Raw genomic sequence first — 25,571 nt, 5'->3', positions numbered from 1 at the left:
GTGAGGGCGCCATCGTCCAAGCGGACGAGGGCGCAAGCCGTGTACTAACCGAGCGTCGCCACACTGCGCAGGATCAGGCGCACCAACATGGTCTGGCGAGTCACGCCGGTCTTGGAGAAGGTCGAGCGCAAATGAGCCCGCGAGGTGTTGCGGCTGATACCCAGCTCTTCCGAGGCTTCGTCCAGGGTCAGACCATTGGCCAACAGCATCGCCAGTTGGGTTTCCGCCGGAGTGAAGTCGAACAGAGCGCGGACGATCTCCTGGGGCGCGGTGGATTGCTGCTCCGGGTCGCTGATGAAAATCACTACCGTGGGGCACTGCTTGCCTTCGCTCCAGTCCGTCAGCGGCACCGAACGCACGATAATCCCCAGATCGGCCTTTCCGGAAGGCCGCTGCACCCGCAGGGCCTCGACCACCGATGGGTTGCTGCTCTTCTGCGACAACAACGACTGTTTCACCAGCCGTCGGAATTCCTGGGTGTCACGGGCGGTCCCGACCTGCAGGCCGTCGTTGACCAGTTTGATGCCGTCCTTTTCCTGGATCAGTCGATCGGCGACCTGGTTGGTTTGCAGCACCTTGCCGGCCTCGTCGAGGATGATCGTGCCGACCGCCATCTGATTCACCGCCCCGGCGTACAGGTTGCGCTCGGCCTCGATGCGGTTGAGCTGCATGTGGATCTTGATCGAGCGTTCCAGGTGCGGGATGAAATGGGTGAGCAGGGCTTTTTCTTCGTTGCCGAACGGCTTGTCGTCACGCCCGCGGCTGATGCGGATTCGGCACTGGGCGCCGTCACTGGTGTTGATGTCGGCCCCGAGAATGTGGAACACGTCGACCGGTTCGAGGAAGTTCTTGTAGAACTCCGACTGCTGCCAGTCGTCGTTTGAGACGAACTCGGCGAGGGTCACCACCTGGCGGTTGGGCAGGTCGACGAACGGGTCGAGGCTGAAAAAGTGTTTGTTATAGGACGCGGTCGCCTCGGTCGAGGTGCCGGTGGTGTTGACCATCAAACCATCCACATGGGCGCTGGGTGGACGCAGGATGAAGGTCACGTACTTGCTGTTCAGGTACACATTGAGCTGATTGAGAAAGGTCGCCCAGGGAATGTTTTCCAGCGGCCCCTGATAGAGGTTGCCGAGCAAATCACTGAACGTATCGAGGCTGAGGTCCTGCTGCATAGGGAAAAACCGTTCTTATTATTAGCGTTGGCGGTGGCCGAGAATAAGCGCCGATATCGGCTCCATGCAACGCTCGGGCTCAGGGCCTGACGGGCGGCTGCCGGGCAGGCCCGTGGCGGGCGAAAGGCCGTTGCCGTCAGACCCGTTCGCTGGCGCGCACGACAAATTTCTTGTGTTCCAGCACGTCCGCCGCCAACGCCTCGACGTCGGTGTAGAACTGCTCGTACCAGCGGCGCAACTGATACACCGGGCCATCGCCGTCACACAGCAGCGGGTTGTCGACGCGGGTCTTGCTGTGCCAGATCGCCACGTCTTCGTAAAAGGCTTCCTGGGCCTGCTGCACGTAGGCCTTGGCCATCGCCTGATTCTGCTCTTCGCTGAGTCCCGGAATCTTTTTCACCAGCACGCCATAACGCAGGGTGAAACTGTCCAGGTCAATTGGCACATGGCAGTTGAGCAGGATCGAATGGATCGGCTGGCCGTTCATGGCGCCGGTCATTTCGGTGATCTGATAGGCCGGGCCGTAATAGGTGGCCACGGTGCTCAACACGCTGTCCCCGGACAGCCGCTCGCTGCGGGCGCTCATGATCTGGGTGGCCAGGTGGCCTTCGAAGATATTGCTGAATTCCTCGACAGGCGCGCCATGCACGGTGCCGAAGTGCGCCATGTCGGCGATGTTGTCGATCAGTTCGCGGCAGTGGGTGCCGATTTGCAGTTCAGCGACTTCCCACGACGCCCATTCATCGCTGAAGCAGGCATCGATGCGCGGGATGCGCTGCTCGGGCAGTGGCGGGTTGCCTTCCGGGTCATTCCAGACGAACAGCAGATGGTTTTCTTCCATCAGCGGCCAGCTTTTGATTTTGGCCCGCGGCGGAATGCGCTTGGCATAGGGAATGTCATCGCAGACGCCATCGGCGCCCCAGCGCCAGGCGTGGAAGGGGCAGCGGATCGAGTTGCCTTCGACGCAACCGGTACTGAGGTCGGCGCCCATGTGCGGGCAGTAGCCATCGAGAATATGCAGCTCGCCGTCTTCGCCCTGGAAGGCCACCAACTTTGTGCCGAACACCTCCAGGCGATGGGGCTTGCCGTCGCGGTATTGGGCCGCCAGGCCCAGGCAGTGCCAGCCTCGGGCGTAACGATCTTCCAGCAGTCTGGCTTCGATGCGGTGCAGGGTACTCATCTTATTGTTCTCCCAGGGTTCACGGGTTTGGCGCATGTCACGGATTCTGCCGCGCCTGTGAAAGCGGGCATCGTCTGAATGGACGATGGCCGCCCGGCGATGGCCCGCTCTACTGGCGCCATTGGACCCAGTGCAGGAGTTGGCGATGAACAATGAACATGGCCCGGTGGCAGTGATTACCGGGGCCGCCAGTGGTATTGGCAGAGGCCTGGCCGAGCACGCGGCGAAGCTGGGCATGCGCCTGGTACTGGCCGATCGGGATGCGGCAGGCCTGCAAACCTTTTGCGATCAGTTGCAGGCTGGCGGTGCACAGGCGTTGGCCTGTGTAACCGATGTTGGCGACCCGGCGCAGGTCGAGCGTTTGCGTGATTGTGCCGTCGAGCGGTTTGGCGGTGTGGACCTGTTGTTCAATAACGCCGGGGTGATGCAGACCGGCTACAGCTGGGAAATCACCCGGGCGCAATGGGACCGGATGCTCACTGTCAATCTCGACGGGGTGATCAATGGCATTCGCGCTTTCGTACCGCTGTTCTTGCGCCAGGGGCGAGCCGCCCACGTGATCAACACCGCCTCCCTGGCAGGGCTGGTCAGCAGCCCGTTGATGGCGCCGTACAACGTGACCAAGCAAGCGGTGGTTGCACTGTCGGAAACCCTGCACTACGAACTGGCGATGCTCGGCGCACTGGTGTCGGTTTCGGTGCTGTGCCCGGGACCGGTCGCCAGTGAAATCATGGCGTCGAACCAGGTGGTGGACGCCGCCGGTTCGTCCTTCAGCCAACTGCTCGACGGCACCATTCGCCAAGGCATGTCGCCGGGAGAACTGGCCGCGCAGGTGTTCGACGCCATCGCGCAAAAACGCTTCTGGATCCTGCCGCACAAAGGCTTCGAACCAGCGCTGGAGCGGCGGGTGCAGAGCATCCTTGAACAAACCAATCCCGTCTTTCAAATGACCGATGTAGAGGAAGATTCCCATGCCGCTCGATAAGCAGATCGCCGCGGTGCTCCAGCAGTTTCGCGATCTACCGGAGCCCGATTTCAGCCAGCTCGACGCCGAGCAATACCGGCAGTTCAGCGACAACCTGCTGCCCGCCATCCCCGGCGATCCGATGATCGAAGTGCGTGACCTGAAGGTTGCAGGTGCCGCAGGTCTACTCGATGCGCGGCTGTATCGCCCACTGGAAGAGGACAATCTGCCGCTGCTGGTGTTTTTCCACGGCGGTGGTTTTGTCATGGGCAACCTCGATACCCACGACAACCTCTGTCGATCCCTGGCGCGCCAGTCAGAGGCGTTGGTGGTGTCGGTGGCCTATCGACTGGCACCGGAACATCATTTCCCGGCGGCACCTCTTGATTGCTATGCGGCCACGTGCTGGCTGGTAGAGCATGCCACCGAACTCGGCATCGATGGTCGTCGCCTGGCGCTGGCCGGGGACAGTGCAGGGGGCAACCTGGCGTTGGCGGTCAGTCGTTTGGCGGCGCAACGCAAGGGGCCGAAAATCAGTTACCAGTGCCTGTTCTATCCGGTGACCGATGCGCGTTGCGACAGTCAGTCCTATGAGGATTTTGCCGAGGGTTATTTTCTGTCCAGCGCGATGATGTACTGGTTCTGGCAGCAATATTTGCAGGATACCGGGCAGGGGGATGATCCTCTGGCTTCGCCGTTGCGGGCCGACAGTATGGCGGGCTTGCCGCCGACCACGCTCATCACCGCCGAATTCGATCCGTTGCGTGATGAAGGCGAAGCTTTTGCCCGGTGCCTGCTGCAGGCGGGTGTATCGGTGCGCCTGCAACGCTGCGAAGGCATGATTCACGGGTTCATCAGCATGGCTCCGTTTGTCGAGGGCGCTGCATTGGCTTTGGCCGACGCCGCGGCCGATCTGCGCAGGGCACTCAATTGAACGGCGTGGCGAGCCCGGCATTCGATACGGTGCCGCAGTTGATCGAGGCCATTGCCGCCGGGCAAATGGTGGTCATCACCGACGATGAGCACAACGGCGAAGGTTCGTTGTTGATGGCCGCCGAACACTGCGGCGCCGAGGCGGTCACGTTCATGGCGGTGCAGGCGCGCGGGCTGATTTGCCTGGCCTTGACCGAACAACGCTGCCGCGCGCTGGGGCTGGACCTGATGGTGCCCCATTCACGGGCGCAGCATGGCGTGGGGTTTACCCGCTCGATCGAAGCGGCGACTGGGGTGTCCACCGGCATTTCAGCGGCAGACCGGGCGCGTTCGATTCAGGTCGCGGTCGATCCTGCCAGTGGTCCGGCAGACCTGGTTCAGCCCGGGCATATCTTCCCGGTGCAGGCATTGCCCGGCGGGGTGATGCAGCGCGCCGGGCATGTCGAGGCGGCGTGTGACCTGACGCGGCTTGCGGGCCTGCAACCGGCAGCGGCGCTGGTGGGTATTCTGAACGAAGAAGGGGCGTTGGCTCGTGGCAGCGAACTGCACGAATTTGCCCGCCGTCATGGCCTGCGAATCGGCAGCGTCGCCGACTTGATCCACCACCGCATTCTGTACGAAGGCACGATCGAGCGCGGGGGGGAATATCCGCTGCATACCCGTCATGGCGAGTTTCGGGTAACGACCTATCAGGACACCTATCAAGGCGCGCTGCACCTGGCACTGGTCAAGGGCCGGATCGACAGTACGCAGCCGGTTCTGGTGCGGGTGCAGAGCATCGAAACGCTGCGTGATGCGCTGGGTTGCGAAAGCGAAGGCGGGGCCCAGCAGTGGACCCTGGAGCGTTCGCTGGCGAGCATCGCGACAGCCGGTTGTGGCGTACTGGTGCTGCTGGCCCAAAAGGAAACCGCCGACAGCGTGCTCGAACAACTGCGCCTGCGTAGCGGCGGCAAGCCAAGGGCGCCACAGTTTCCGCAGCGGACCCTGGGCATCGGCGCACAGATCCTGCGGGACCAGAACGTGCGCAAGATGCGCCTGATGAGTTCACCGGTGCCGTACAAGGCCGTTTCCGGGTTTGATCTGGAAGTGACCGAATTCGTACCGTTTCAACCCGAAAACCTGTAGGAGCGAGCTTGCTCGCGAAAAACGTCCGGACAGCGCGATCATTCAGACAGCACGCGTCATCGTTGACCTCCATCGCGAGCAAGCCTTGCTCCCACAGGGATCTGTAGTGAACACAGGATTTGTGTATAGGCGGATCAACTGTGGGAGCAAAGCTTGCTCGCGATAGCGGTGTTACAGGCAACATGGATGTTGAATGTACCGGCCTCATCGCGGGCAAGCCTTGCTCCCACAGGGATCTGTAGTGAACACAGGATTTGTGTATAGGCGGACCAACTGTGGGAGCAAAGCTTGCTCGCGATAGCGGTGTTACAGGCAACATGGATGTTGAATGTACCGGCCTCATCGCGGGCAAGCCTTGCTCCCACAGGGCTCTGTAGTGAACACAGGATTTGTGTACAGGCGGACCAACTGTGGGAGCAAAGCTTGCTCGCGATAGCGGTGTTACAGGCAACATGGATGTTGAATGTACCGGCCTCATCGCGGGCAAGCCGTGCTCCCACAGGGCTCTGTAGTGAACACAGGATTTGTGTATAGGCGGACCAACTGTGGGAGCAAAGCTTGCTCGCGATAGCGGTGTTACAGGCAACATGGATGTTGAATGTACCGGCCTCATCGCGGGCAGCCTTGCTCCCACAGGTTCTGCGTGGTTTTAAGGTGTCACTTTTCCCAACATCTTCTTCGCCTGATCCTGCACTTCATCCGGCGCGGTCATGTTGCCGTCGATCACGGTGATGACGGCATGGCCTTGCCACAGTTGGTAGGCATCGGCCTTTTGCTGTGCGGCGGTCGGTGTTGATGGCGCGGCCAGGTTGACGTGGACCACGCCGTCAGTACCACGCTGGGAGGTGAAGTTCACTCGGTCCCAATTGCCGATCGGAGCAAAGCTCACGCTTTTGACTTCGCCGGGCGGCAGTGGCGGGTAGTTGAGGTTCAGGCCGCTGACGCCCGGCAGCCCGAGTACATTCAGGTTGCATTGGCGTTTGTTTCTTTCACAGGCTGTTCGGGCCTGGGCACCCGCCAGGCTGGCCTTTTCGATGACCTTCACCGCAAACCGCGCCGTATCATCCATGGCCCCCAGGGTCTTGCGATAGCCAGCCTGCTGATCGCGCATGATCAGATCCATATCGATGGCCGTGGACACCGCCACCGCCGGAATCCCCTTGAACATCGCGCGCACTGCTGCATTGAGGGTGCCGGACATCTGCGTCAACGGGCCGACGTTTTCACCGAAGTTGCTGCCCGACACCACCAGGTCCGGCGGGTTGTCCTTGAGCAGCACATCCAGCCCGACGTTAACCGCATCTACCGGCGTACCAATCGCCGAGGTCTTGCCGCCGGGCGGTGTATAGCCTTCGGGTGGAGCCACGCAAAACCTCCCCGGTGCCAGTTCAGTTACCGCCAGCGCCTGGCCAGGCACGACCACGCTGGCGGCACTGATGCCGCTGCTGTCGTTCAACGGGCCAACCAGGGTCACCTTGTGCCCGGCGGCAGTCAGTGCGCGGTACATCGCGTCGATGCCAGGCGCGCGGCAACCATCGTCGTTGGTCAGCAGGATGTTCAGGGCATTGGCCTGCATCGACAGACCGACGCCGGCCAGGGCGATGACGCCCGTGAGGAGTTTGTTCATGGAGAGTCTTCCGTGAATTGAGCAAATTGAGAAAAGCACAACGCCCCGACCGAATGAATCGGTCGGGGCGCGGCGGGTTTAGCGGGTGCCGAGTTTGCGCAGGTTGCCAGGGGTGAATTCGTCTTCGGTGAAGGCGGTGGCATTGAGCTTGGCCGGTTTCTGGTCGATCAGCATGCGGTCAACCAGATACGAGCCGGCGATCAGGTCATGGTAGATCCCGAGGCGAGCGTGGTAGCGCTGTAGCTCGTAGGCGTAGATCGAGGTCTGCATGTTGGTGCGCCACAGTTGGCCACGGCTGTCGTAGTTGTCGGCGAGGGTGGCGGACCAGGTGTCCTCGTCCAGGTACAGCACGCGCTTGGCATACACGTGGCGGGCACCTTCCTTGAGGTTGGCCTGCAACACCCAGACGCGGTGTTTCTCGTAACGCATGTACTGCGGATCGACGTGACCGGTGGTGGCCAGGATCTGGTCGGCCGTTACGCTGGGGTCGTCGATCTTGTAGTTGTGGTACGGAATGTAGATTTCCTTTTTGCCAACGATGGTCCAGTTGTAGCGGTCCGGTGCGCCGTTGAACAAGCGGTCTTCGTCGTACACGCGGAAACCACCGGCACCGGTCGGCGAGTCATAACCGACGGTCGGTGCGCGACGTACCCGACGTTGGCCCGGGCTGTACTGCCAGGCCTGGCGCGGGGCGGCGGTCGGGTTGATGAACTCGTGACCGACGACGATCTCGCCTTTCTTGCGTACCGGTTCCAGGGTGGTGATCAGGAAGTTGGTGAGCACACCGTTGGCCGTCTCCAGGGTCTTGTCCGGACTGGACCAGATCGAGAAGATCTTGTAGTTGACTTCTTCGAGCACCTTTTCCTTGTTGGCGTACACCACGGCCTGGCCGTAGTTGGCCTCTTCAGTATTGGCGCGCCCCTGCAAGGTATGGTTGAACATCAACTCGCTGCCGTTCTTCGGGATCGGGAACGGCGAGGCACCCCAGGCGTTTTTCGTGTCGTTGTTGTCATTGTCGAGTTCGGCAGTGACGGCGTTTTTCTTGATCTGGTCTTCCAGGCGCTGATCCAGGCGGAAGTCACGGTGGCTCGGGTACACCGGGATCTTGAACGTATCAGGGTAGCGCTTGAGCAGCGCTTTCTGGCCATCGGTGAGGTTGTCAGCGTACTTGTCCATGTTCTTGGCGTCGATCACGAACAACGGCTTTTCCGCGGCGTACGGGTCCGGGTACGGCGAGCCGGGGCCGGCGTATTTGAGCTGCGGCGGCAGGCCGCGCCATTTGCCCGTCCAGGCCGGGATACTGCCGTCGGCGTTGCCGGCCTTTTCGGCGCCTATCGGGGTCAGGTCCTGACCCAGGCGGGCGGCTTCCTGGTCGCTGACCTTGGCCTGGGCCAGGCCACTGCTCAACAGGCTGACGGCCAGCGCCGTGCCCAACAAGGTGTGGGTGAATCTAGACATGCTGTGCTCCTCCTACTGGGGAATCAGAACCGGTACTTGAAGTTGAGCGCGACGTTGTCGCGGTCGGCCAACGGGCTGTTGTTGGCGTTGCCCAGGTAGGCGTTGTAACGGGCTTCAACGGTGAAGTTGCCCAAGTAACGCCATGAGCTGCCGATGCTCGCGCGGTTGTCGTTCTGGCCCGCGTTGATCGAGCCCACCAGCGAACTGTCACCATGTGCGGCGGCGCTGAAGGTGACGGGCACCGACATGTCCCAACCGCTGAATACATCGTTGTAATCAAAGTTCGCCTGAACCGTGTATCCCCAGGCATCGCGGTCATAGACCAGGCTGTCGGTGCCCGGCAACGAGAAGCCGGGAGCCAGGGTCACTGGCTGCGATTTGTCGTTGCTGAGCACGGTGTTGTAGACCAGCTCGCCGGTCAGGGTGGTGTTGTCCGCCCATGAAGTCGGGCCGACCACGTAGATCATCGACGTCTGCGCCTGCATGGTTTTGCCGCGCACCGGGCTGGAGAATCCGTTGTCGACCATCACCGGTTGACCGTCGCGGTAGCTGACTTCGCCGGCCCAGCTCACACTGCCCAGCACCGTGGAGAAACTCGCACCGTACTGGTCGATGTTGTCGAAGTAGCGCACCCGGTAGTGCCCCAGGTCCGTCTGGAAATCCAGTGACGGGGTCTTGTCGTGATAGCGCGAGTAGTAAATGCCGAACTCGGTGTTGTTCAGCGACTCGGCTGCATAGGTAAACGCCAGACCGTATTGGCCGCTGTTACTTGGCTTGTCGTCGCCCAGGCGGGTGAGGAAACCGGTGGCATCGTTGAAGCCGCCCTCGTCGATGAAGTCGGTGGTGGAGAAGTAGCTGCCGACACCGAACAGTTGGGTCTTTTCCCATTTGTATTGGTAGTAGGCCTGCACATCCAGGCTGTCGGTCAGGCTGAACTGGGTGAACAACTGGCCGACCGGCAACAGGATTTCCTTGACCTCGACGCCCGGCGTGGTCGCCTTGGTCGCGTCCACCGGGCTTTGCGCGGCGGAAATGCCGGGGTAGAACAGGCTTTCGCCCCAGCTCACCACCTGATTACCGAGGCGCGCATTGAGGTTGTGGCCGCCCAGGTCCCAGGTGCCATAGGCGTAGTAGTCGAGCATGCGCAATTCATCGCGGTGCTGATCGATGGTGTCCTGGGAGAACCGGTCGGGACGGCTGCAATGACCGCCGGCGAAGCAGTTCGAGGTGCCGGTGTCGTTGTCGTTGCCCTGGTCGTAGACGTTGTCGTAGAAACCCGTCGCGCGGACGAACACGCCGTAATCGTCTTGCCACTTGATGTTGGCTTCGGTGAGAAAGCCACTGCGGTTGTTGATCAGGCTGCCCTTGTCGAACGCGTTGTCGCCGTCGTTGCCGTTGGCATTGGCCGTCAGCTTGTGATCGCGCGACTCGGTCCGCCAGGCCAGGCTGTAGGTCAGTGTGGTGTCCCAGTCGATGCTCAAGTCTTCGCTTGGCTGAAAGCTCATGGCGTTAACGTGAGCGCTTAGTCCGCCAGCCAGCAACAGCAAGGCCAGCTGTACGCGAGGGTGCTGTGTTGGTGGGGCGATTATTGTTTTTATCATGTCGTCCTCATGCCCAGGTCAGAGCAGCCCGACCTGTATTTGCGGGGGGTGATTGGTACTGGGGGCGACTATGGAGTCACGTCTTGTGCGTAACATCGTCCAAGCGGACTAAGCGATTTGCAGGGGGAGCGCTTGATCTTCTTGTGGGAGTGAGTCTGTTTGCGAAGGCGGCCTGGTAGCCGGCCTGTCTCTTGCTGATCGAGTACATATCCATTTCTTCGGTAACGGCCACTGGCGGTTTCGCCCTTACGGCGAGGCACTTTTTTCAAACGCCAAAAAAGTACCCAAAAAGGCTCGCCCCGGCGTCCGGCCCCTCGCCAAGGCTCGGGGTTCCTTCGCTCCGGTATCCATCCGGGGACACTGCCCTCCGGTTGGCTTCGCTGCACCTACATGCAGCGTGTTCGACTGCGTCGAACGGCGCTGCGCGCCACTCCCCGGATGAACACCTCCACTCAGCCTCCCGAAGGGGCGGGTGGATCAAGATCAAAAGCTTGCAGGCGAGCTAACGCTCGGCCTGTTGAGTGGTGAGGAGCGGGTGTACATCAAACTGCTTTTGTAGGAGCTGGCTTGTCGGGATGCCGCATCGCAGCGATGGCGGCCTGACAGCCGACCTGATTTTCGGATGAACGCGTTCCACTGTAGGAGCGAGCCTGCTCGCGAAAAACGTCCAGACAACGCGGGCGTCCAGGCAGCACGCGTTATCGTTGACGTCCTTCGCTGGCAAGCCAGCTCCTACAGGGGATTGCGTACCCACCTCAACCAGGTCGGCTGTCAGGCCGCCTCGCTTTGGCTTTTGATTTGGGCGCCCCGTTAAACCACGCTGGCCGAACGCAGGCATTGCTCCGTGGGTAAACCGGCAGGACGCCGGTTTAGCCGCGCTGGGCCAGGGATGGCCCATCGCGGCGACCCACGGAGCAATGCCGGAGTGAGGGTATGCCGAGCCTGGGCGAGGCACCGAGTGGTGGGGCAAGAGCGCTTTGGTTACTTTCGCGCTCTTCGAAAGTGACTCGCCGTAAGGGCGAAACCATAAGCAGCCGTTACCGCAGCAATGGATATGTACACCATCAAAATCCTAATCGCCTGACACAAAGCCTTCGCTGGCAAGCCAGCTCCTACAGGGATTTGCGGTGGACGCACAGGTCTGGGTGAAGCACCAGCCCCGCCTTAGTCCCATCGGACGATGAACACCCAGCCCGCGCGGCGAACAATCCCGAGACCGACTGCACCGGGCGAAGATCCGGCAGCGGCGGTTTTTGCCTGATGGGCGCTGAACAAGGGTTACCGCATGAACGCTGCCGCAATTAAATGGGACGAGTGCTGTGATGTGCTGGTGATTGGCTCGGGCGCGGGGGGCATGACCGCTGCACTGCGCGCCCACGACCTGGGCCTGAATGCGCTGTTGATCGAAAAAAGTGCCGAGTACGGCGGCACCTCGGCGGTGTCCGGCGGCGGTATCTGGATCCCCGACAACCACCGGATCAAAGCCCTCGGTGGCAGTGATTCGGCCGCCGAAGCCATCGCCTACATTCGCGCGGTCACCCATGGCGAAATCGATGATGGGCGCATTGAGGCTTACGTCGAGCACGGCCGGGAGATGGTCGAATACCTCGAACGCCAGACCCGCGTGCGCTTCGAGGCACAACCCCGTTACGCCGACTACTACCCCGAAGTCGAAGGCGGAAAACCGGGCTATCGCTCCATGGACCCGCAACCGTTTGACGCCGCCGAACTGGGCGAAGAATTCCTGCGCATGCGCGCGCCATCCCCCGGCACCTTGATGATGGGGCGCATGGCGATGACCATGAAAGAGGCGCAGGTTTTGCTGTGCCGTGGGCCTGGCTGGTTGCGCCTGACACTGCGTGTGATGTGGCGTTACTGGCGTGATCGTGAGGGCCGGCGCTTGTCCCGCCGAGATCGCTATTTGACGCTGGGAAATGCCTTGATCGGTGCCTTGCGCTGTTCATTGCAGGATCGCGGCAAGTCGCTGTGGCTCAACTGTGCACTGGAAGAATTGCTGATCGTCGGTGATCGGGTCGGTGGCGCACGGGTCTGTCGCAATGGGCAGAGGCTCAACGTCAAGGCGCGCTATGGCGTGATCATCGCCGCCGGTGGTTTCGAGCGTAACCAGGCGATGCGCGCGCAGTATCTGCCGCAGCCGTCCCAAGCGCTTTGGAGCGCCACGCCGCCGCACAATACCGGCGACGGCATTCGTGCCGGCCAGGCCATCGGCGCGCGCACGGCCCTGATGGACCACAGCTGGTGGGCGCCGACCACCCATGTCCAGGGCGAGGAAAAACAGCGCGCGCTGTTCGTCGAACGGACGTTGCCGGGGTGCGTGATGGTCAACTCCGCCGGTGAGCGTTTCGTCAATGAAGCCGCGCCCTACACCGATATCGTCTACGCCATGTACGCCAACGACCGCAAAGCCGCGGTAAGTGTGCCGTGCTGGATGGTGTTCGACGCCGAGTTCCGCCGTAAATACCCCTGCGGCGCGTTGTTGCCGGGCTATGCCCAGCGAGACTGGCAGTTGCCCGAGCACTTGCGCACCTACTTCCACAAGGCACCGACCCTTGAGGCATTGGCCACTGAAATCGGCGTGGACGCCGGTGGACTGGTGCGCACGGTGCAGCGCTTCAACGGTATGGCGGTGCAGGGTGTCGACGAAGATTTCCACAAGGGCGAGTCGCTGTTCGATCGCTACTACGGCGATCCGAGCGTAAAACCCAATCCGTGTCTGGCGCCGCTGCTCAAGGGGCCGTTCTACGCGGTGCGCATCGACGCCGGGGACATCGGCACCAAGGGTGGCTTACTCACCGACGTTCACGCCCGTGTGTTGCACGAAGACGGCCATCCCATCGACGGCCTGTACGCCATCGGCAACAGCGCCGCTTCGATGATGGGCCGTACCTATCCGGGCGCCGGCTCGACCATTGGTCCGGCCATGACCTTCGGGTATCTGGCGGCCAATCACATCAAGCACCAGAGCGAAACGGTCTCGGGTAAAGCGTTGTTCGGGAGTGTCGAATGAACAGTCAGCAGGTTGCAGTCGTCACGGGCGCCAGTCGTGGGGTTGGCCGGGGCATTGCCCTGGCCTTGGGGGCGGCGGGCATGACGGTGTTCGTCACTGGCCGTGCGCCGGAGCACGGCGGTTCGAATCTGTACGGGCAGGCCTTGCAGGGCTCGCTGGAAGACACTGCTGCTGCGATTACAGCGGCGGGTGGGCGCGGCATCGCGGTGGTCTGCGATCATGCCGACGATGGGCAGGTGCAGGCGTTGTTTGCAAGGGTCGAGCAGGAATGCGGGCACCTGGATCTGCTGGTGAACAATGCCGCGTTCATCCATGACCAGTTGATCGAGCCGGGTCCGTTCTGGGCCAAGCCGCCGGACCTGGTGCGGATAATCGATGTGGGTTTGCGCTCGGCGTACATCGCCAGCTACTACGCGGCGCCGTTGCTGTTGCGCAGTGCTCAAGGACTGGTCTGTTTTACCTCGTCATTCGGCGCCGGGTGCTACATGCACGGGCCGGCATACGGTGCGCAGAAGGCCGGTATCGACAAGCTGGCGGCGGACATGGCGGTGGATTTTGAAGGGCAGGGCGTGGCGGCGCTGTCGCTGTGGCTGGGGCCGCAACTGACCGAACGTACGCGGATTGCCGGTGAACAGCATGGCGAGCAATACCGGGCGTTTCTGGCGGATGCCGAAACCCCGCAATTCAATGGACGGGTGATTCATGCCTTGCTCAACGATCCGCAGTTGATGACGTTCTCCGGACGAACCCTGATCACCGCCGAAATCGCCCGGGGTTATGGCATCAGTGAAGCCGAGGGTCGCCAGCCGCCATCCCATCGCGCCATGCTTGGCGAGCCCCGCCGACAGCATCCGGCGCGGGTCATCTGACCCAAGAGCACTACAAGACCCCGTGGGAGCAAGGCTTGCCCGCCGCATTCAGCGGCATGCTCTCAAGCACCTGCACCCGACGCGGAACCTTGTAGTTGGCCATCTGCTCGCGGCACCAGGCCAGGAACCTTGCCTCCTCGATCTCGATGCCCGGTGCCGGCAGCAGAAAAGCCATCGCCACTTCGCCCATCCGCTCGTCAGGAATGCCAATCACCGCCACCTGCGCCACCCCCGGATACGTCAGCAGGCACTGCTCGATCTCCGCCGGGTACACATTGAAACCGCCGGTGATGAACATGTCCTTGAGCCGGTCGGTGATGCGCAGATAACCCTGCTCATCGAGTACGCCGATGTCCCCGGTGTGCAGCCAGCCGTCGGCATCGAGCATTTCCCGGCTCGCCTGGGGATTATTGAAATACCCCTGCATCAGGTTGTAGCCGCGTATCTGTACTTCGCCGGGGACATTGGCTGGCTGGCTGCGACCGTTGGTGCCGACACAGCGGACCTCGACGCCAGGCATCGCCCGGCCGCTGGTGTTGGCGACTTGTTCCGCCGAGTCACCAGGGCGGCAGATGGTCGCAAAGCCACAAACCTCGGTCAGGCCGTAGGCGGTGACGATGGTGGCGAAACCGAGCTCGTCGCGCATGCGATGGATCATCTCCACCGGAATCGCCGCCGCACCGGTCACCGCCACCCGCAATGAACTCAAATCGAAGGCATCGCGTTGCGGATGGGCGAGCAGCGATTGGTAAAGCGTCGGCGGCCCCGGCAACACGGTGATGCGCTCGCGCTGCACGCATTCAAGCACCGCCTGCACGTCGAACACCTGCTGCGGCAGGATCGTGCAGCCACGCATCAGCGCCGCCAGCCAACCGGCCTTGTAGCCGAAGGAGTGGAAGAACGGATTGACGATCAGGTAGCGATCGCCCTCACGCAAACCGACGATATCGCTCCAGTCGCGCACGATTCGCAGATTTTGACCGTGGCAGGTCTTGACCCCTTTGGGTTTGCCGGTCGTGCCCGAAGTGAACAGCAAATCGGACAGCGCTTGCGGGCCGACCTGTTGTTCGCGGGTGCGCAGCGCCAATTGCGGCAGGTCAGCGGCCAGGTCCAGGAACGTCTCCCACCGCAGGGTGCCGGAACCTGCACCGCGCAGGGTGACGATGTGGCGCAGGGCTGGCAGGTCTTCGGTGGCCAGCATGCCCGGGTAGTCCACGCCGAGAAACTCGCCGATGGCGAATAAAACACAGGCGCCGCTCTCGCGCAGGATGTAACCGGCCTCGCTGCCCTTCATGCGGGTGTTGAGCGGCACCAGTGCGGCACCGATGCTCTGCAGCGCCCCGGCAGCCACGATCCACTCCCAGATGTTTGGCGCCCAGACCGCCACCCGGTCGCCGACCTGAACGTCCAGCGCCAGCAGCGCGCGGGCGGCCTGGCGGCGCAAGTGATCGAGTTCCCGGTAGCTGATCGAGCGCCCCGAATCCTCGATGGCCGGGCGGTCGCCGAAGGCCTGGGCTGTGTTGGCGAACAGTTGAGCGATGGTCAGTGCAGTGGCGACAGGCGGCATGGGGCCTCCCCGGTTAGAAGACTGGTATGAAAAAAGGGAGTGAGCCGGGCAGGGCGCCCGGCTGGATGGCGATTTACGCGGCGGGCGGGGCGAAGCGGCGACCGGCGGAGAAACCGCCGTCTACCGCAATCATCTGGCCGCTGACAAAGGACGCTTCGTCCGAGGCCAGGAACAGTGCGACGTTGGCCACTTCTTCCGGTTGGCCCGAGCGACTGAGCATGTGCTGCGAGGCGAAGAAGGCGTGGAACGCTTCATGTTCGCGCACCATGCTGGTCATTGGCGTTTCGATCAGGCCCGGGCACAAGCCGTTGACGCGCACATTGGCGTAGCCGTAGTCGATGGCCATCGAGCGGGTCAACTGGTTGATGCCACCCTTGGACACGTTGTAGGCGACATTGCCATCGCAACCTTGCAGGCCGAAGATCGAGCCGACGTTAATGATCGAACCGCTGCGTTGCGACACCATCGACTCCAGCGCGTATTTGCTGGTGAGCATGCTGCCGGTCAGGTTGATGTCCATCACCCGTTGCCAGTTGGCGGTGGTGGTCTGGGTGACGCTGCCCTGATCGGCGACGCCGGCGGCGTTGACCAGCACGTCGATGTGCCCGAAGCGGCTGACGACTTCCTGCATCACTTGTTGCACCTGCGCTTCGTCGCGCACGTCCAGGGTCATGAACAGGCCGGGGAAATCCGCCGGTGCGCTGCCGATGTCCAGCCCCACCACTTGCGCGCCTTCAGCGGCAAAGCGGCGCACGCAGGCCAGGCCAATCCCCGAAGCGCCGCCGGTGACCACCGCGACCTTATTGTGCAAACGAGCCATAACTGCACCTCTTTTATTGTTGTGGGCTAATGCTGTGGCCGAGTCTAACTGCAGACCGGGCCGACATGATCGTCCGTTGGGACTAGGGCGACGGAACGCCCGGCTTCCTGTAGGAGCGAGCCTGCTCGCGAAAAACGCCCTGACAACGCGGGCATCAGGTAGCCCGCGTTTTCGTTAACGACCATCGCGAGCAGGCTCGCTCCCACAGGTTTTGCGTTCCACATGGGCAAGGGGGGTTCAATCGGGGAATTTCAGGCGCACACGGGCGCCGGTCGGACGGCTCTGGCAGGCCAGGGTCCAGCCGTCGGCGAGTTCCTTCGGGGTCAAGACATCGTTGCGCGCCAACTGGACTTCACCTTCCTTGACCACGCACATGCACGCCCCGCAAAAGCCTTCCTCGCAGGACGACGGCACATCCAGCCCGGCCGCCTTGCAGCTTTGCAGCAAGGTGTCGCCGGGACGGCAGGTGATTTCGTGTTGCTGGCCATCGAGTTCGACGATCAATGCCTCGCAGTGCGAATCGAGCGCGGCGGCACGGGCCACGGCCTCTTCGGCCAGCAACTGGTCCGGGTCCGGCGGTGAAACGAAACGTTCGACATGGATGCGCCCGGCGCTTTCGCCCAGTGCCAGCAGCGTGCGTTCCACGGTGTCCATGAACGGCCCCGGCCCGCAGATGAAATAATCCCCCCCCGCCGAACCGCGCAGCAAATGACGGACTTGAGCGTCCGTGAGGAAACCCTGCACCGAATCGAGGACGTGCACCACGTGCAGTCGATCAGGATGCGCCTTGATCAACCGGCACAGCTCGTCCTTGAAAATCACCGACGCTTCATCGCGGTTGGCGTAGATCAGCTTGATCGGCCGTGCGCTGCTGTGCAGTGTCGATTTGAGAATGGAGAACACCGGAGTAATCCCCGAACCGCCACCGAACAGCACCAGTGGTCGGGCGTCCTCATCCGGTTGCTCTTCATCCAGACAGAAGTGCCCGGCCGGCGGCAACACCTCCAGCCAGTCGCCGACCTGTACGTCGTTCATCCAGTTCGACACCCGGCCACCGTCGACCCGCTTGACCGTGACCTTGGGCAGCGCGTCCACCACGGGCGAACTCGCCATGGAGTAGCAGCGGGTCAACAGTTTGCCGGCCAGGGGCACGCGAAAACTCAGGAACTGACCCGGTTTGTAGCGAAAGCGTTCCCGCAGCGACGGCGGGATATCCAGCACCAGCGAGCGGGCATCCAGGGTCTCGTCGACCACCGCGCACACTTGCAATGAATAGCTGCCCGTCAACGATGGGGCCGGTGTCAGGTTCTGCAATTGCGTGCCCATGTTCACCTCGACCTCAGAGCCCGCTGATCAGTTGCGCATTGTCGACGCGGATCTCGGCACCGTTGACGAAACGCGACTCGTCGGTGGCCAGGAACAGCACCACATTGGCGATATCCCGAGGGGCGCACATGCGGTTCATCGGGTCCTGATCGAGGGCTTCCTGGGGGATCGCCTGACCACCGGCCAGGGCCTGGGTCATCGGCGTGTTGACGCCGTCGGGGTGCACGCTGTTGCAGCGAATGCGGTAGCCCTGCTGCTTGCAATGCAAGGCGATGGAACGGGTCATCGCCGCCACTGCACCCTTGGATGCCGAGTAGGCGCAGAACATCGGCATCGCGCCCAGCGCCGCGACCGACGACATGTTGATGATCGAGCCGCCGCCGGTTTCCTTCATCGCCTGGATCGCGTATTTGCAGCCCAGGAAGTAGCCGTCGCCATTGATTTTCTGCACCTTCTGCCACAGCTCCAGGGTGGTGTCTTCGATGCTGCCCAGCGCGAGGATCGCGGCGTTGTTGACCAGCACATCGAGACGACCGAAGTGTTCGACGGTGGTCTTGATCACGTGCTGCCAGTCACTCTCGCTGGCGATGTCGTGACGAATGAACAGGGCGTTGCTGCCGATTTCCGCGGCGACCTGGCGGCCCGCTTCCTCATTGAGGTCGGTCAGCACCACCTTGGCGCCTTCGCGGGCCAGCAGCAGGGCGTCTTCGCGACCGATGCCGCTGGCGGCGCCGGTGATGATGCAGACTTTGCCTTCTACACGTTGCATTGTTGTTCTCCTGATCCTGTGGTTTGAAGTGCGATTTGGTCGGCCACGTGGGCGGCAGCCCGGCGACCGGAATAGATGCAATCGGCCAGCGACAGGCCGGAGACATAAAGGTTGGAAGCGACCCCGACCGCGTTGCGGCCCGCGCTGTACAGGCCGTGGATCGGCACGTCGGCGTGGTCCAGTACCCGGCCGCTGCGCTCGCACACCTTCAGCCCGCCGAGGGTAATGACCGGGCAGGGGAAGAGTTTGCTGTCGAACGACAGGTCGAGGGCGTACCACGGGCCTTGTTCGAGGTTGGCGAGCATCGCCCCGGACTTGCCGAACTCATCGGCAATTACGCCCTGCGCTGCTCGGGTATAGCGCTCGACACTTTGGCGCAGCAGTTCGGGAGGCAGGTTGCAGCGCTTGGCCAACGCGGCCAGGCTGTTGCTGCGCTTGGCGTTGAACAGCAGGTTGAGCAGCACTGGCAGGCGCTGGAAATTCCACACCTTGCCCGGCCCGACTTGACGCAATGCCTCGCGCACCAGTGCCCGGTTGAGGATCAGGATGGCGCGGCCGTCCTGTTCTTCGACCATCGCGTGGCCGAGGGTCGCGCCGTAGATTTCTTCGTTGGCGTAGCGCTGGCCGCGCCCGTTGACGATCAGCCCTCGGGCCCAAGCCAAGGGCGGATTGATGAAGCGCCAGGCGCTGACCTTGTCCATTCGCGCCACGCTGCCACCGGCGCTCTGGCCCAGGGCGATGCCGGCGCCGTTACAGCCAGTGGTGCCCAGCGGAAAGCCGGCCAGGTACTGCGGGGCATGCTTGTCCACCCATTCGCGGTTGAAGATAAAACCGCCGCTGCTCAGCAGCACCGCGTGTTCGGCGCGGATCAGTTGGCGTTTGGCATGAGTTTGTTCGATGCGTTTTTGACGAGCGCGCAAGCGGTCGGCCAGGGCCGGGGCGTACATATGAATGGCGGCGGCCCAACGCGACAGGCGCGCATGTTGCCGGGCGGCGCGGCTGCCCGGTAGCAGCTGCCAGGCTTCGACGCCGAGTACCTGATCGTTGTGATCGAGCACCAGGCGACGCACTTCGCATTGACTGCGCAACCGTGCACCTTGGCGCAAGGCGCTGGCCTTGAGCGGGGCAAACAGGCTGGCGCCGGACATGCCCGGGCCTTTGGTGCGGTGCCCGCGGGGCGCCGGTTTGGCGCTGGCGGCATAGGCCGGCACGGCTTCGTTGCCGGAGTAATAGAGGTAGTACTGATCGCTCGGGTATGAGGTCTTGTGCGGCGGAACACTGGACTCGAAGGCGACGCCGTGGCGCTCGAGCCAGGCTAGTTGTGCGCGACTGCCTTCGCAGAATTCCTTCAGCGTCCGGCTGCTGACGGCGTCACCGACTTCGTGGCGCAGGTAATTGAACATGGCTTCGTCGGTGTCTTCGTAACCCGCCTGACGCTGGTACGGCGTTCCTCCGCCGGCATACACCACGCCACCGCTCAATGCTGTGGCACCACCCCCTTCGAAGCGGTCCAGCGCCAGCACCGCCAGGCCACGGCTGGCGGCTTCGATGGCAGCACAGGCGCCGGCCCCGCCGAAACCGACGATCAGCAAGTCGCAGCGATCATCCCAGCTCAACTGCTCGGCGCTGTTCACTCGCAACGCCGTCAACCCGTTCAGGCCGTCCATGTTCGGGCCTCAGCCAGCGACAGCGAAGGAGGGTGTCGGCTTGGCAGTGGTGGTGTAGCTGCCGTCGAGATAGACCAGCGGGGTGATGGCATCACTGGTGTGGATTTGCAGGATGCGCCCGATGAATATGGTGTGGGTGCCGTAGCTGAAGTGGCCGTCCTGACGGCAGAGGATCGCCGACTGAGCGTCGCCCAGATAAGGAATGCCGCCGGCACTGGTCAGCCAGTTGCCCCGATCGAAGCGCGCCTCGCCCTTGATCGCGCCGCTGCACAGGTGCGCCAGGTCCTGTTGTTCGACCCCGAGGATGTTCACGCAAAAATCCGCGCCGGTCGCCAGGGCGGCATGGGGCGAGGCGGTCTTGTTGACGCAGATCAGCAGCGACGGCGGTTCGGTGCTCAGGGAGTCAACCGCCGTGGCGGCCATGGCGAAACGTTCGGAGCCGTTGCTGGTGCTGATAATGGTGACTGACTTGGCCAGGCGGCGCATGGCCTGGAGCATGTCGGCTTTCAGATTGATGTCGTTCATCGCACGGGGCCTTTTTGTTGTGCATGGAGTGCGATGGATTCTTGCGCTGGTGTCCATCTGGAACATCGTCCGAGGGGACTAGGTCTTGGCGGCTTTTGGGCCGACCAGGTTCTTGGTTGATTGAGTACATATCCGTTGCTGCGGTAACGGCGGCTGGTGGTTTCGCCCTTACGGCGAGGCACTTTTTTCAAACGCCAAAAAAGTACCCAAAAAGGCTCGCCCCGGCGTCCGGCCCCTCGCCAAGGCTCGGGGTTCCTTCGCTCCGGCATCCATCCGGGGACACTGCCCTCCGGTTGGCTTCGCTGCACCTACATGCAGCGTGTTCGACTGCGTCGAACGGCGCTGCGCGCCACTCCCCGGATGAACACCTCCACTCAGCCTTCCGATGGGGCGGGTAGATCAAAATCAAAAGCTTGCAGGCGAGCTAACGCTCGGCCTGTTGAGTGGTGAGAAGCAGGTGTACACCGTCCCCTGTGGGAGCTGGCTTGTCGGGGCGCCGCATTGCAGCGAAGGCGGCCTCACAGCCGACCTGAGTTTGCGGATGAACGCTTTCCACTGTAGGAGCGAGCCTGCTCGCGAAAAACGTCCAGACAACGCGGGCATCCAGGCAGCACGCGTCATCATTCACGTCCATCGCTGGCAAGCCAGCTCCCACAGGGGATTGGGGGTGTCCGCGAAATCAGGTCGGCTGTCAGGCCGCCTCGCTTTGGCTTTTGATCTGGGCGCCCCGTTAAACCACGCTGGCCGAACGCAGGCATTGCTCCGTGGGTAAACCGGCAGGACGCCGGTTTAGCCGCGCTGGGCCAGGGATGGCCCATCGCGGCGACCCACGGAGCAATGCCGGAGTGAGGGCATGCCGAGCCTGGGCGAGGCACCGAGTGGTGGGGCAAGAGCGTTTGGTTACTTTGCGCTTTTCAAAGTAACCCGCTGTAAGAGCGGAACCCTAGGTGGCCGTTACCGCAGCAACGGATATGTGCACCATCAAAATCCACATCGCCTGACACATAGCCATCGCGAGCAAGCTTTGCTCCCACAGGGGAACTGCGGCGAGCGAGCCAATCTCTGATCTTTTCCATTCTCCACCCGGCATGGTCCGTTTGAGGGATGCCCCTCCCGCCGCGCATTGCTTGAATGCCACGCAGGGGGCGCTGTTCGGGCCCCGCTGCACGCGCGCCCCGGCGGATGGGGTGAACAGAGGAGAACAATAACAATGCTCAACCAAGACCTGATTCGCCAGCGTCTGAGCCAACGTGCCCGCGAGCTGGTACCGATCCTGCGTGAACGCGCCCTGAACGCCGCTCAGGCCGGGCAGTTGCCCGAAGAAACCCTGAAGGATTTCCAGGACGCCGGGTTCTTCCGCATCCTCCAGCCCTCGCGCTGGGAAGGTTATGAGCTGGAGCCCAAGGACTTTTTCGACGTGCAGATGACCCTTGCCGAAGGCTGCATGTCGTCGGCCTGGGTGCTGGGGGTGGTGGCGATCCACAACTGGCAACTGGCGTTGTTCGATGACCGCGCTGCGCAGGATGTCTGGGGCGATGATTCCAGCGTGCTGATCTCGTCTTCCTATATGCCGGTGGGCAAGGTCGAGCGGGTCGAGGGTGGTTTCAAGTTGAGCGGGCGCTGGGGCTTTTCGTCCGGCAGCAAGCATTGCGACTGGGTATTCCTCGGTGCACTGGTACCGCCGGAGGAGGCGGGTGGGGCGCCGGATTACCGGACCTTCCTGGTGCCGCGCAGTGACTACCGGATTCTCGACAACTGGAACGTCATGGGCCTGGAAGCCACCGGCTCCCACGACATTCTGGTGGAGAACGCTTTCGTTCCCGAGTACCGCACCCATCGCGCCTTCGACGGCTTCATGCAGAACAGCCCGGGTAATGCGGTGAACACCGCGCCGCTGTTCCGCCTGCCGTTCGGGCAGATTTTCGTACGTGCCGTTTCCTCGTCGGCCATCGGTGCCCTGCAAGGCGCAGTGGATCAGTTTGTCGAGCACAACCGCGCGCGGGTCGGGGTCAATGACGGGCGCAAGATGGTCCAGGACCCGGCTGCGCAATCAGCGCTGGCCAACGCCATGGTCTGCGTCGATGAGTGCAAGACCGTGCTGCATCGCAACTTCGCCCTAATGCTCGATCGTGCGCAGAAGGGCGAGCCATTGAGCATGCCCGAGCGGGTGAAGATGCGTTACGACTCGGCGCTGGTGGCCGACAAGTGCGCCAAGGCTGTCGGCGAGCTGATGTTCAACAGCGGCGCCTCGACGATCTTCCGCAGCCACCCGATCAACCGCGCCTTCCGCGACATTCACACCGGCCGTGCCCACGTCGCCAACAGCCCGGCCAAGTATGCGTGGAACCTGGGCGGGGTGAGCATGGGGCAGGACAGCAATGACTTTTTCCTCTGATGGTTTCTGCTGAATCAGCTAGTCCGTTTGCGTGATTCGAGCGCCCTGCCAATACCCGAGCATGGGCGCAAGGCACAGGTCTCTGGCGCCGACTGCGCACCCAAATAAGCACAAGGATCAACCATGAAATTTTCCCTGATTTACGAAGCCCAGACGGTGGACTCCAGCCGCGAAGGCGACCGCAAGATTTTCCAGGACACCGTTGAGCAGGCGGTGCTGGCCGACAAGCTCGGCTTCGACACCTTCTGGTGCGTGGAACACACCGCACTGAGCAACTACTCGCACATGTCTGCGCCGGAAACCATGCTGGCGTTCGTGGCCGGCAAGACCGAGCGTATCGGCATCGGCCACGGCGTGGTCTGCCTGCCGCCGGCGATGAACCACCCGGTGAAAGTCGCAGAACGCATCGCCACCCTTGACCTGCTGTCCAAGGGCCGTGTGCACTTTGGCGTGGGCAAGGGCGGCACCCAGCAGGAGGCCGGCACCTTCGGCTACGACCTGGCGACCTTGCAGCCGCAGATCGACGAGATGATGTACCTGATCCCGAAAATGTTCGTGCAGGACGAAATCGAGCACAACGGCGACTTCGTGCAGATCCCCAAGCGTCCGATCCATCCAAAGCCGTATCAGGATCCACACCCGCCGATGTACCTGGCGTGCACCAACACCGAGTCGCTGAAAAATGCTGGCGGTCGCGGTATGGGTGCGCTGGTACTGGGCTTTGGTGGTCCGGAAGAAATCGCCAAGAAGGTCGAGGTGTATCACACGGCCTACGACAACCGCGATGAGAAGAAGCAAGTGGGCTTCCGTCCTAACCGTCACATCGCCGCGCTGTGCCCGGCGATCGTGCTGGAGGACAACGAAGAGGCACGGCGTATCGGTATCCGTGGCCAGCGTTACTTCATGGAATCCCTGGGCTACTGGTACGGCGGTGGCGAGCGTCCTGACCCGGAAAAATGGAAGGACGACACCTTCGTCGATGGCAACGGCCAGAGCGTGATCAAGTCGCGCTTCGCCTCGGAAGAAGTCAGCGTCGACTTCTCCGACCCAACCATGGCGATGATGAACCCCAACCACGCCTACGGCACCGTCGAGGATTGCATCGGCTACGTACAACGCCTGATCGATGCTGGCGCCGACGAGATCCTGTTCATCTGCCAGATGGGCACCGTGCCGCAGTGGGCGCAGCTCGAAACCCTGAAGAATATCGGCGAAAAAGTGATTCCGCATTTTCGCAAGGGTTGATGGCGGACATTGATCGTATTCCCTGTGGGAGCGAGCCTGCTCGCGAAGGCACTGTGTCAGACAACATCAATGTCGACTGACACACCGCCATCGCGGGCAAGCCGCGCTCCCACAGGTTTTGTGTTGTTTGCGGACTTTGCATCCGCCACAGGAACCTGTAGGAGCCGGCTTGCCGGCGAAGGCGCCGTGTCAGACAACATCCATGTTGCTTGATGCGCCGCCTTCGCTGGCAAGCCAGCTCCTACAGTTTTTTTATGCGTGGCCAATCATTTTCGCTAGTCCCATTGGACGATGTTGCCCCTCCCCGAACCCGTTTGAATAGGCCCACATAAAGTCTCCCCCGGCAGTCGCCGAAGGGCGGCACGGCCTGAGCAAAACGAGGAGTGCATCCATGGATATCCGTGGTCTGGGTTACGTCACCCTGTTGTCCAGCGACCTGGCGCAGTGGCGTCATTACGCAAGCCAGGTGCTGGGGATGATGGTCACCGGCGACGATAACGGTGAGCATCTGTACCTGAAAATGGACGATCGTCATTACCGCATGCTGGTGCAGAAAAATGCCGAGAACGGCTTCGGTGCCTGCGGCTGGGAAGTGGCCGGAAAGGCGGCGCTCGAACAGGCGATCAGCGAACTGCAGCAAGCCGATGTGCAAGTCACCCGCGGCACAACCGCCGAAGCCGATCTGCGCAAGGTCCAGGAGCTGGTGCACTTCAGCGACCCGGATGGCAATCGGCACGAGCTGTTCTGGGGGCCGTTGCAAGACTTCGCCCGTTTCGTCTCGCCAGTCGGGGTCAAGGGTTTCGTCACCAACGATCTGGGCATGGGCCACGTGGTACTGCCGGCGCCGAGCTTCGAACGCTGCCGGGATTTCTACGAGCAGGTACTCGGCTTCGGCCTGTCGGACCTGATGAAAGTCCGCTTCACCCCGGACCCGGCCGAGCCGCAAAAGCGCATCCACTTCCTGCACTGCAACAACGGCCGGCATCACTCGCTGGCGATTTTCGAATGCCCGATGCCCCACGGTTGCGTGCACATGATGGTCGAGGTCAACGCGCTGGACGAAGTCGGTCGCGCCCTGGACCGGGTGCACGCCAACGGCGTGAAGCTCTCGGCGACTCTCGGTCAGCACACCAACGACCAGATGATTTCCTTCTACATCAAGACGCCGTCCGGGTTCGATCTGGAGTACGGCTGCGATGGCCTGGTGGTCGACTGGGATCGCCATACGCCGTTCGAAAGCACCGTGGTCAGCCACTGGGGCCACGATTTCAGCGTCGGTCGTCAATGAGGAGCATGA

19 protein-coding genes are annotated in these 25,571 nt (G+C 62.3%); 8 read left to right on the top strand and 11 right to left on the bottom strand.

The genetic code is table 11. The features are described 5' to 3' along the window. Positions 1 to 44 precede the first annotated feature (44 nt). Both GPL81_RS24480 and GPL81_RS24475 read right to left on the bottom strand, forming a co-directional pair. Entirely contained in the window at positions 45 to 1,175 is a 1,131-nt protein-coding gene (locus GPL81_RS24480; RefSeq protein ID WP_096509996.1) for a helix-turn-helix transcriptional regulator, read from the bottom strand. A gap of 136 nt (positions 1,176 to 1,311) precedes the next feature. Further along, positions 1,312 to 2,355: a 3-ketosteroid-9-alpha-monooxygenase, oxygenase component gene (locus GPL81_RS24475; protein ID WP_160108799.1), complete on the bottom strand. Its 1,044-nt coding sequence runs from the start codon at positions 2,353 to 2,355 to the stop codon at positions 1,312 to 1,314. A gap of 145 nt (positions 2,356 to 2,500) precedes the next feature. On the opposite strand from GPL81_RS24475, the gene GPL81_RS24470 reads away from it, so the two are divergent. The 3 genes from GPL81_RS24470 to GPL81_RS24460 are packed head-to-tail and all read left to right on the top strand — an operon-like array spanning position 2,501 to position 5,377. Then, positions 2,501 to 3,340: an SDR family NAD(P)-dependent oxidoreductase gene (locus GPL81_RS24470; protein WP_160108798.1), complete on the top strand. Its 840-nt coding sequence runs from the start codon at positions 2,501 to 2,503 to the stop codon at positions 3,338 to 3,340. Next, entirely contained in the window at positions 3,327 to 4,253 is a 927-nt protein-coding gene (locus GPL81_RS24465; RefSeq protein ID WP_160108797.1) for an alpha/beta hydrolase, read from the top strand. The genes GPL81_RS24470 and GPL81_RS24465 overlap by 14 nt, the downstream gene beginning before the upstream one ends. Positions 4,254 to 4,258: 5 nt before the next feature. After that, positions 4,259 to 5,377: a 3,4-dihydroxy-2-butanone-4-phosphate synthase gene (locus GPL81_RS24460; RefSeq protein WP_160108840.1), complete on the top strand. Its 1,119-nt coding sequence runs from the start codon at positions 4,259 to 4,261 to the stop codon at positions 5,375 to 5,377. Positions 5,378 to 6,026: 649 nt separating this feature from the next. Here GPL81_RS24460 and surE read toward each other — a convergent pair. From surE to GPL81_RS24445, 3 genes are all read right to left on the bottom strand, one after another. Further along, positions 6,027 to 7,004, bottom strand: a complete 978-nt coding sequence (gene surE / locus GPL81_RS24455; protein WP_160108796.1) for a 5'/3'-nucleotidase SurE — start codon at positions 7,002 to 7,004, stop codon at positions 6,027 to 6,029. A 78-nt stretch (positions 7,005 to 7,082) separates the two neighbouring features. Next, entirely contained in the window at positions 7,083 to 8,462 is a 1,380-nt protein-coding gene (locus GPL81_RS24450; RefSeq protein WP_160108795.1) for a DUF1329 domain-containing protein, read from the bottom strand. 23 nt (positions 8,463 to 8,485) lie between these two features. Next, complete coding sequence (locus tag GPL81_RS24445) at positions 8,486 to 10,063, bottom strand: DUF1302 domain-containing protein (RefSeq protein WP_160108794.1); 1,578 nt, start codon at positions 10,061 to 10,063, stop codon at positions 8,486 to 8,488. Positions 10,064 to 11,348: 1,285 nt separating this feature from the next. Here GPL81_RS24445 and GPL81_RS24440 point away from each other — a divergent pair. Together GPL81_RS24440 and GPL81_RS24435 are read left to right on the top strand one after the other, a co-directional pair. Further along, complete coding sequence (locus tag GPL81_RS24440) at positions 11,349 to 13,091, top strand: FAD-binding protein (RefSeq protein WP_160108793.1); 1,743 nt, start codon at positions 11,349 to 11,351, stop codon at positions 13,089 to 13,091. Further along, positions 13,088 to 13,960: an SDR family NAD(P)-dependent oxidoreductase gene (locus GPL81_RS24435; protein ID WP_160108792.1), complete on the top strand. Its 873-nt coding sequence runs from the start codon at positions 13,088 to 13,090 to the stop codon at positions 13,958 to 13,960. Before GPL81_RS24440 ends, GPL81_RS24435 begins: the two co-directional genes overlap by 4 nt. A gap of 10 nt (positions 13,961 to 13,970) precedes the next feature. Here GPL81_RS24435 and GPL81_RS24430 read toward each other — a convergent pair whose 3' ends face one another. From GPL81_RS24430 to GPL81_RS24405, 6 genes are all read right to left on the bottom strand, one after another. Next, positions 13,971 to 15,527: a FadD3 family acyl-CoA ligase gene (locus tag GPL81_RS24430; RefSeq protein ID WP_160108791.1), complete on the bottom strand. Its 1,557-nt coding sequence runs from the start codon at positions 15,525 to 15,527 to the stop codon at positions 13,971 to 13,973. Positions 15,528 to 15,600: 73 nt separating this feature from the next. Then, positions 15,601 to 16,347 carry an SDR family NAD(P)-dependent oxidoreductase gene (locus GPL81_RS24425; protein ID WP_160108790.1) on the bottom strand — a complete coding sequence of 249 codons (747 nt, stop codon included), beginning with the start codon at positions 16,345 to 16,347 and terminating at the stop codon, positions 15,601 to 15,603. A 237-nt stretch (positions 16,348 to 16,584) separates the two neighbouring features. Beyond that, positions 16,585 to 17,673, bottom strand: a complete 1,089-nt coding sequence (locus GPL81_RS24420; RefSeq protein WP_160108789.1) for a ferredoxin--NADP reductase — start codon at positions 17,671 to 17,673, stop codon at positions 16,585 to 16,587. A 13-nt stretch (positions 17,674 to 17,686) separates the two neighbouring features. Further along, complete coding sequence (locus GPL81_RS24415; protein WP_160108788.1) at positions 17,687 to 18,442, bottom strand: glucose 1-dehydrogenase; 756 nt, start codon at positions 18,440 to 18,442, stop codon at positions 17,687 to 17,689. Beyond that, positions 18,430 to 20,109, bottom strand: a complete 1,680-nt coding sequence (locus tag GPL81_RS24410; protein WP_160108787.1) for an FAD-binding protein — start codon at positions 20,107 to 20,109, stop codon at positions 18,430 to 18,432. The genes GPL81_RS24415 and GPL81_RS24410 overlap by 13 nt, the downstream gene beginning before the upstream one ends. Positions 20,110 to 20,118: 9 nt before the next feature. Beyond that, the gene (locus GPL81_RS24405) at positions 20,119 to 20,634 is read right to left on the bottom strand and encodes a flavin reductase family protein (RefSeq protein WP_096510010.1); all 516 of its coding nucleotides are present in this window, start codon (positions 20,632 to 20,634) and stop codon (positions 20,119 to 20,121) included. 1,210 nt (positions 20,635 to 21,844) lie between these two features. Between GPL81_RS24405 and GPL81_RS24400 the strand changes: the two genes are divergently transcribed. From GPL81_RS24400 to GPL81_RS24390, 3 genes are all read left to right on the top strand, one after another. Next, positions 21,845 to 23,029 carry an acyl-CoA dehydrogenase family protein gene (locus tag GPL81_RS24400; protein WP_160108786.1) on the top strand — a complete coding sequence of 395 codons (1,185 nt, stop codon included), beginning with the start codon at positions 21,845 to 21,847 and terminating at the stop codon, positions 23,027 to 23,029. 123 nt (positions 23,030 to 23,152) lie between these two features. Beyond that, entirely contained in the window at positions 23,153 to 24,274 is a 1,122-nt protein-coding gene (locus GPL81_RS24395) for an LLM class flavin-dependent oxidoreductase (protein ID WP_096510012.1), read from the top strand. A gap of 391 nt (positions 24,275 to 24,665) precedes the next feature. Beyond that, complete coding sequence (locus GPL81_RS24390; protein ID WP_160108785.1) at positions 24,666 to 25,562, top strand: VOC family protein; 897 nt, start codon at positions 24,666 to 24,668, stop codon at positions 25,560 to 25,562. Positions 25,563 to 25,571 lie beyond the last annotated feature (9 nt).

Origin of the sequence: Pseudomonas izuensis, from assembly GCF_009861505.1 — a bacterium.
In the GTDB taxonomy this organism is placed as follows: domain Bacteria; phylum Pseudomonadota; class Gammaproteobacteria; order Pseudomonadales; family Pseudomonadaceae; genus Aquipseudomonas; species Aquipseudomonas izuensis.
This window is presented reverse-complemented; position numbering and strand designations above follow the sequence as displayed.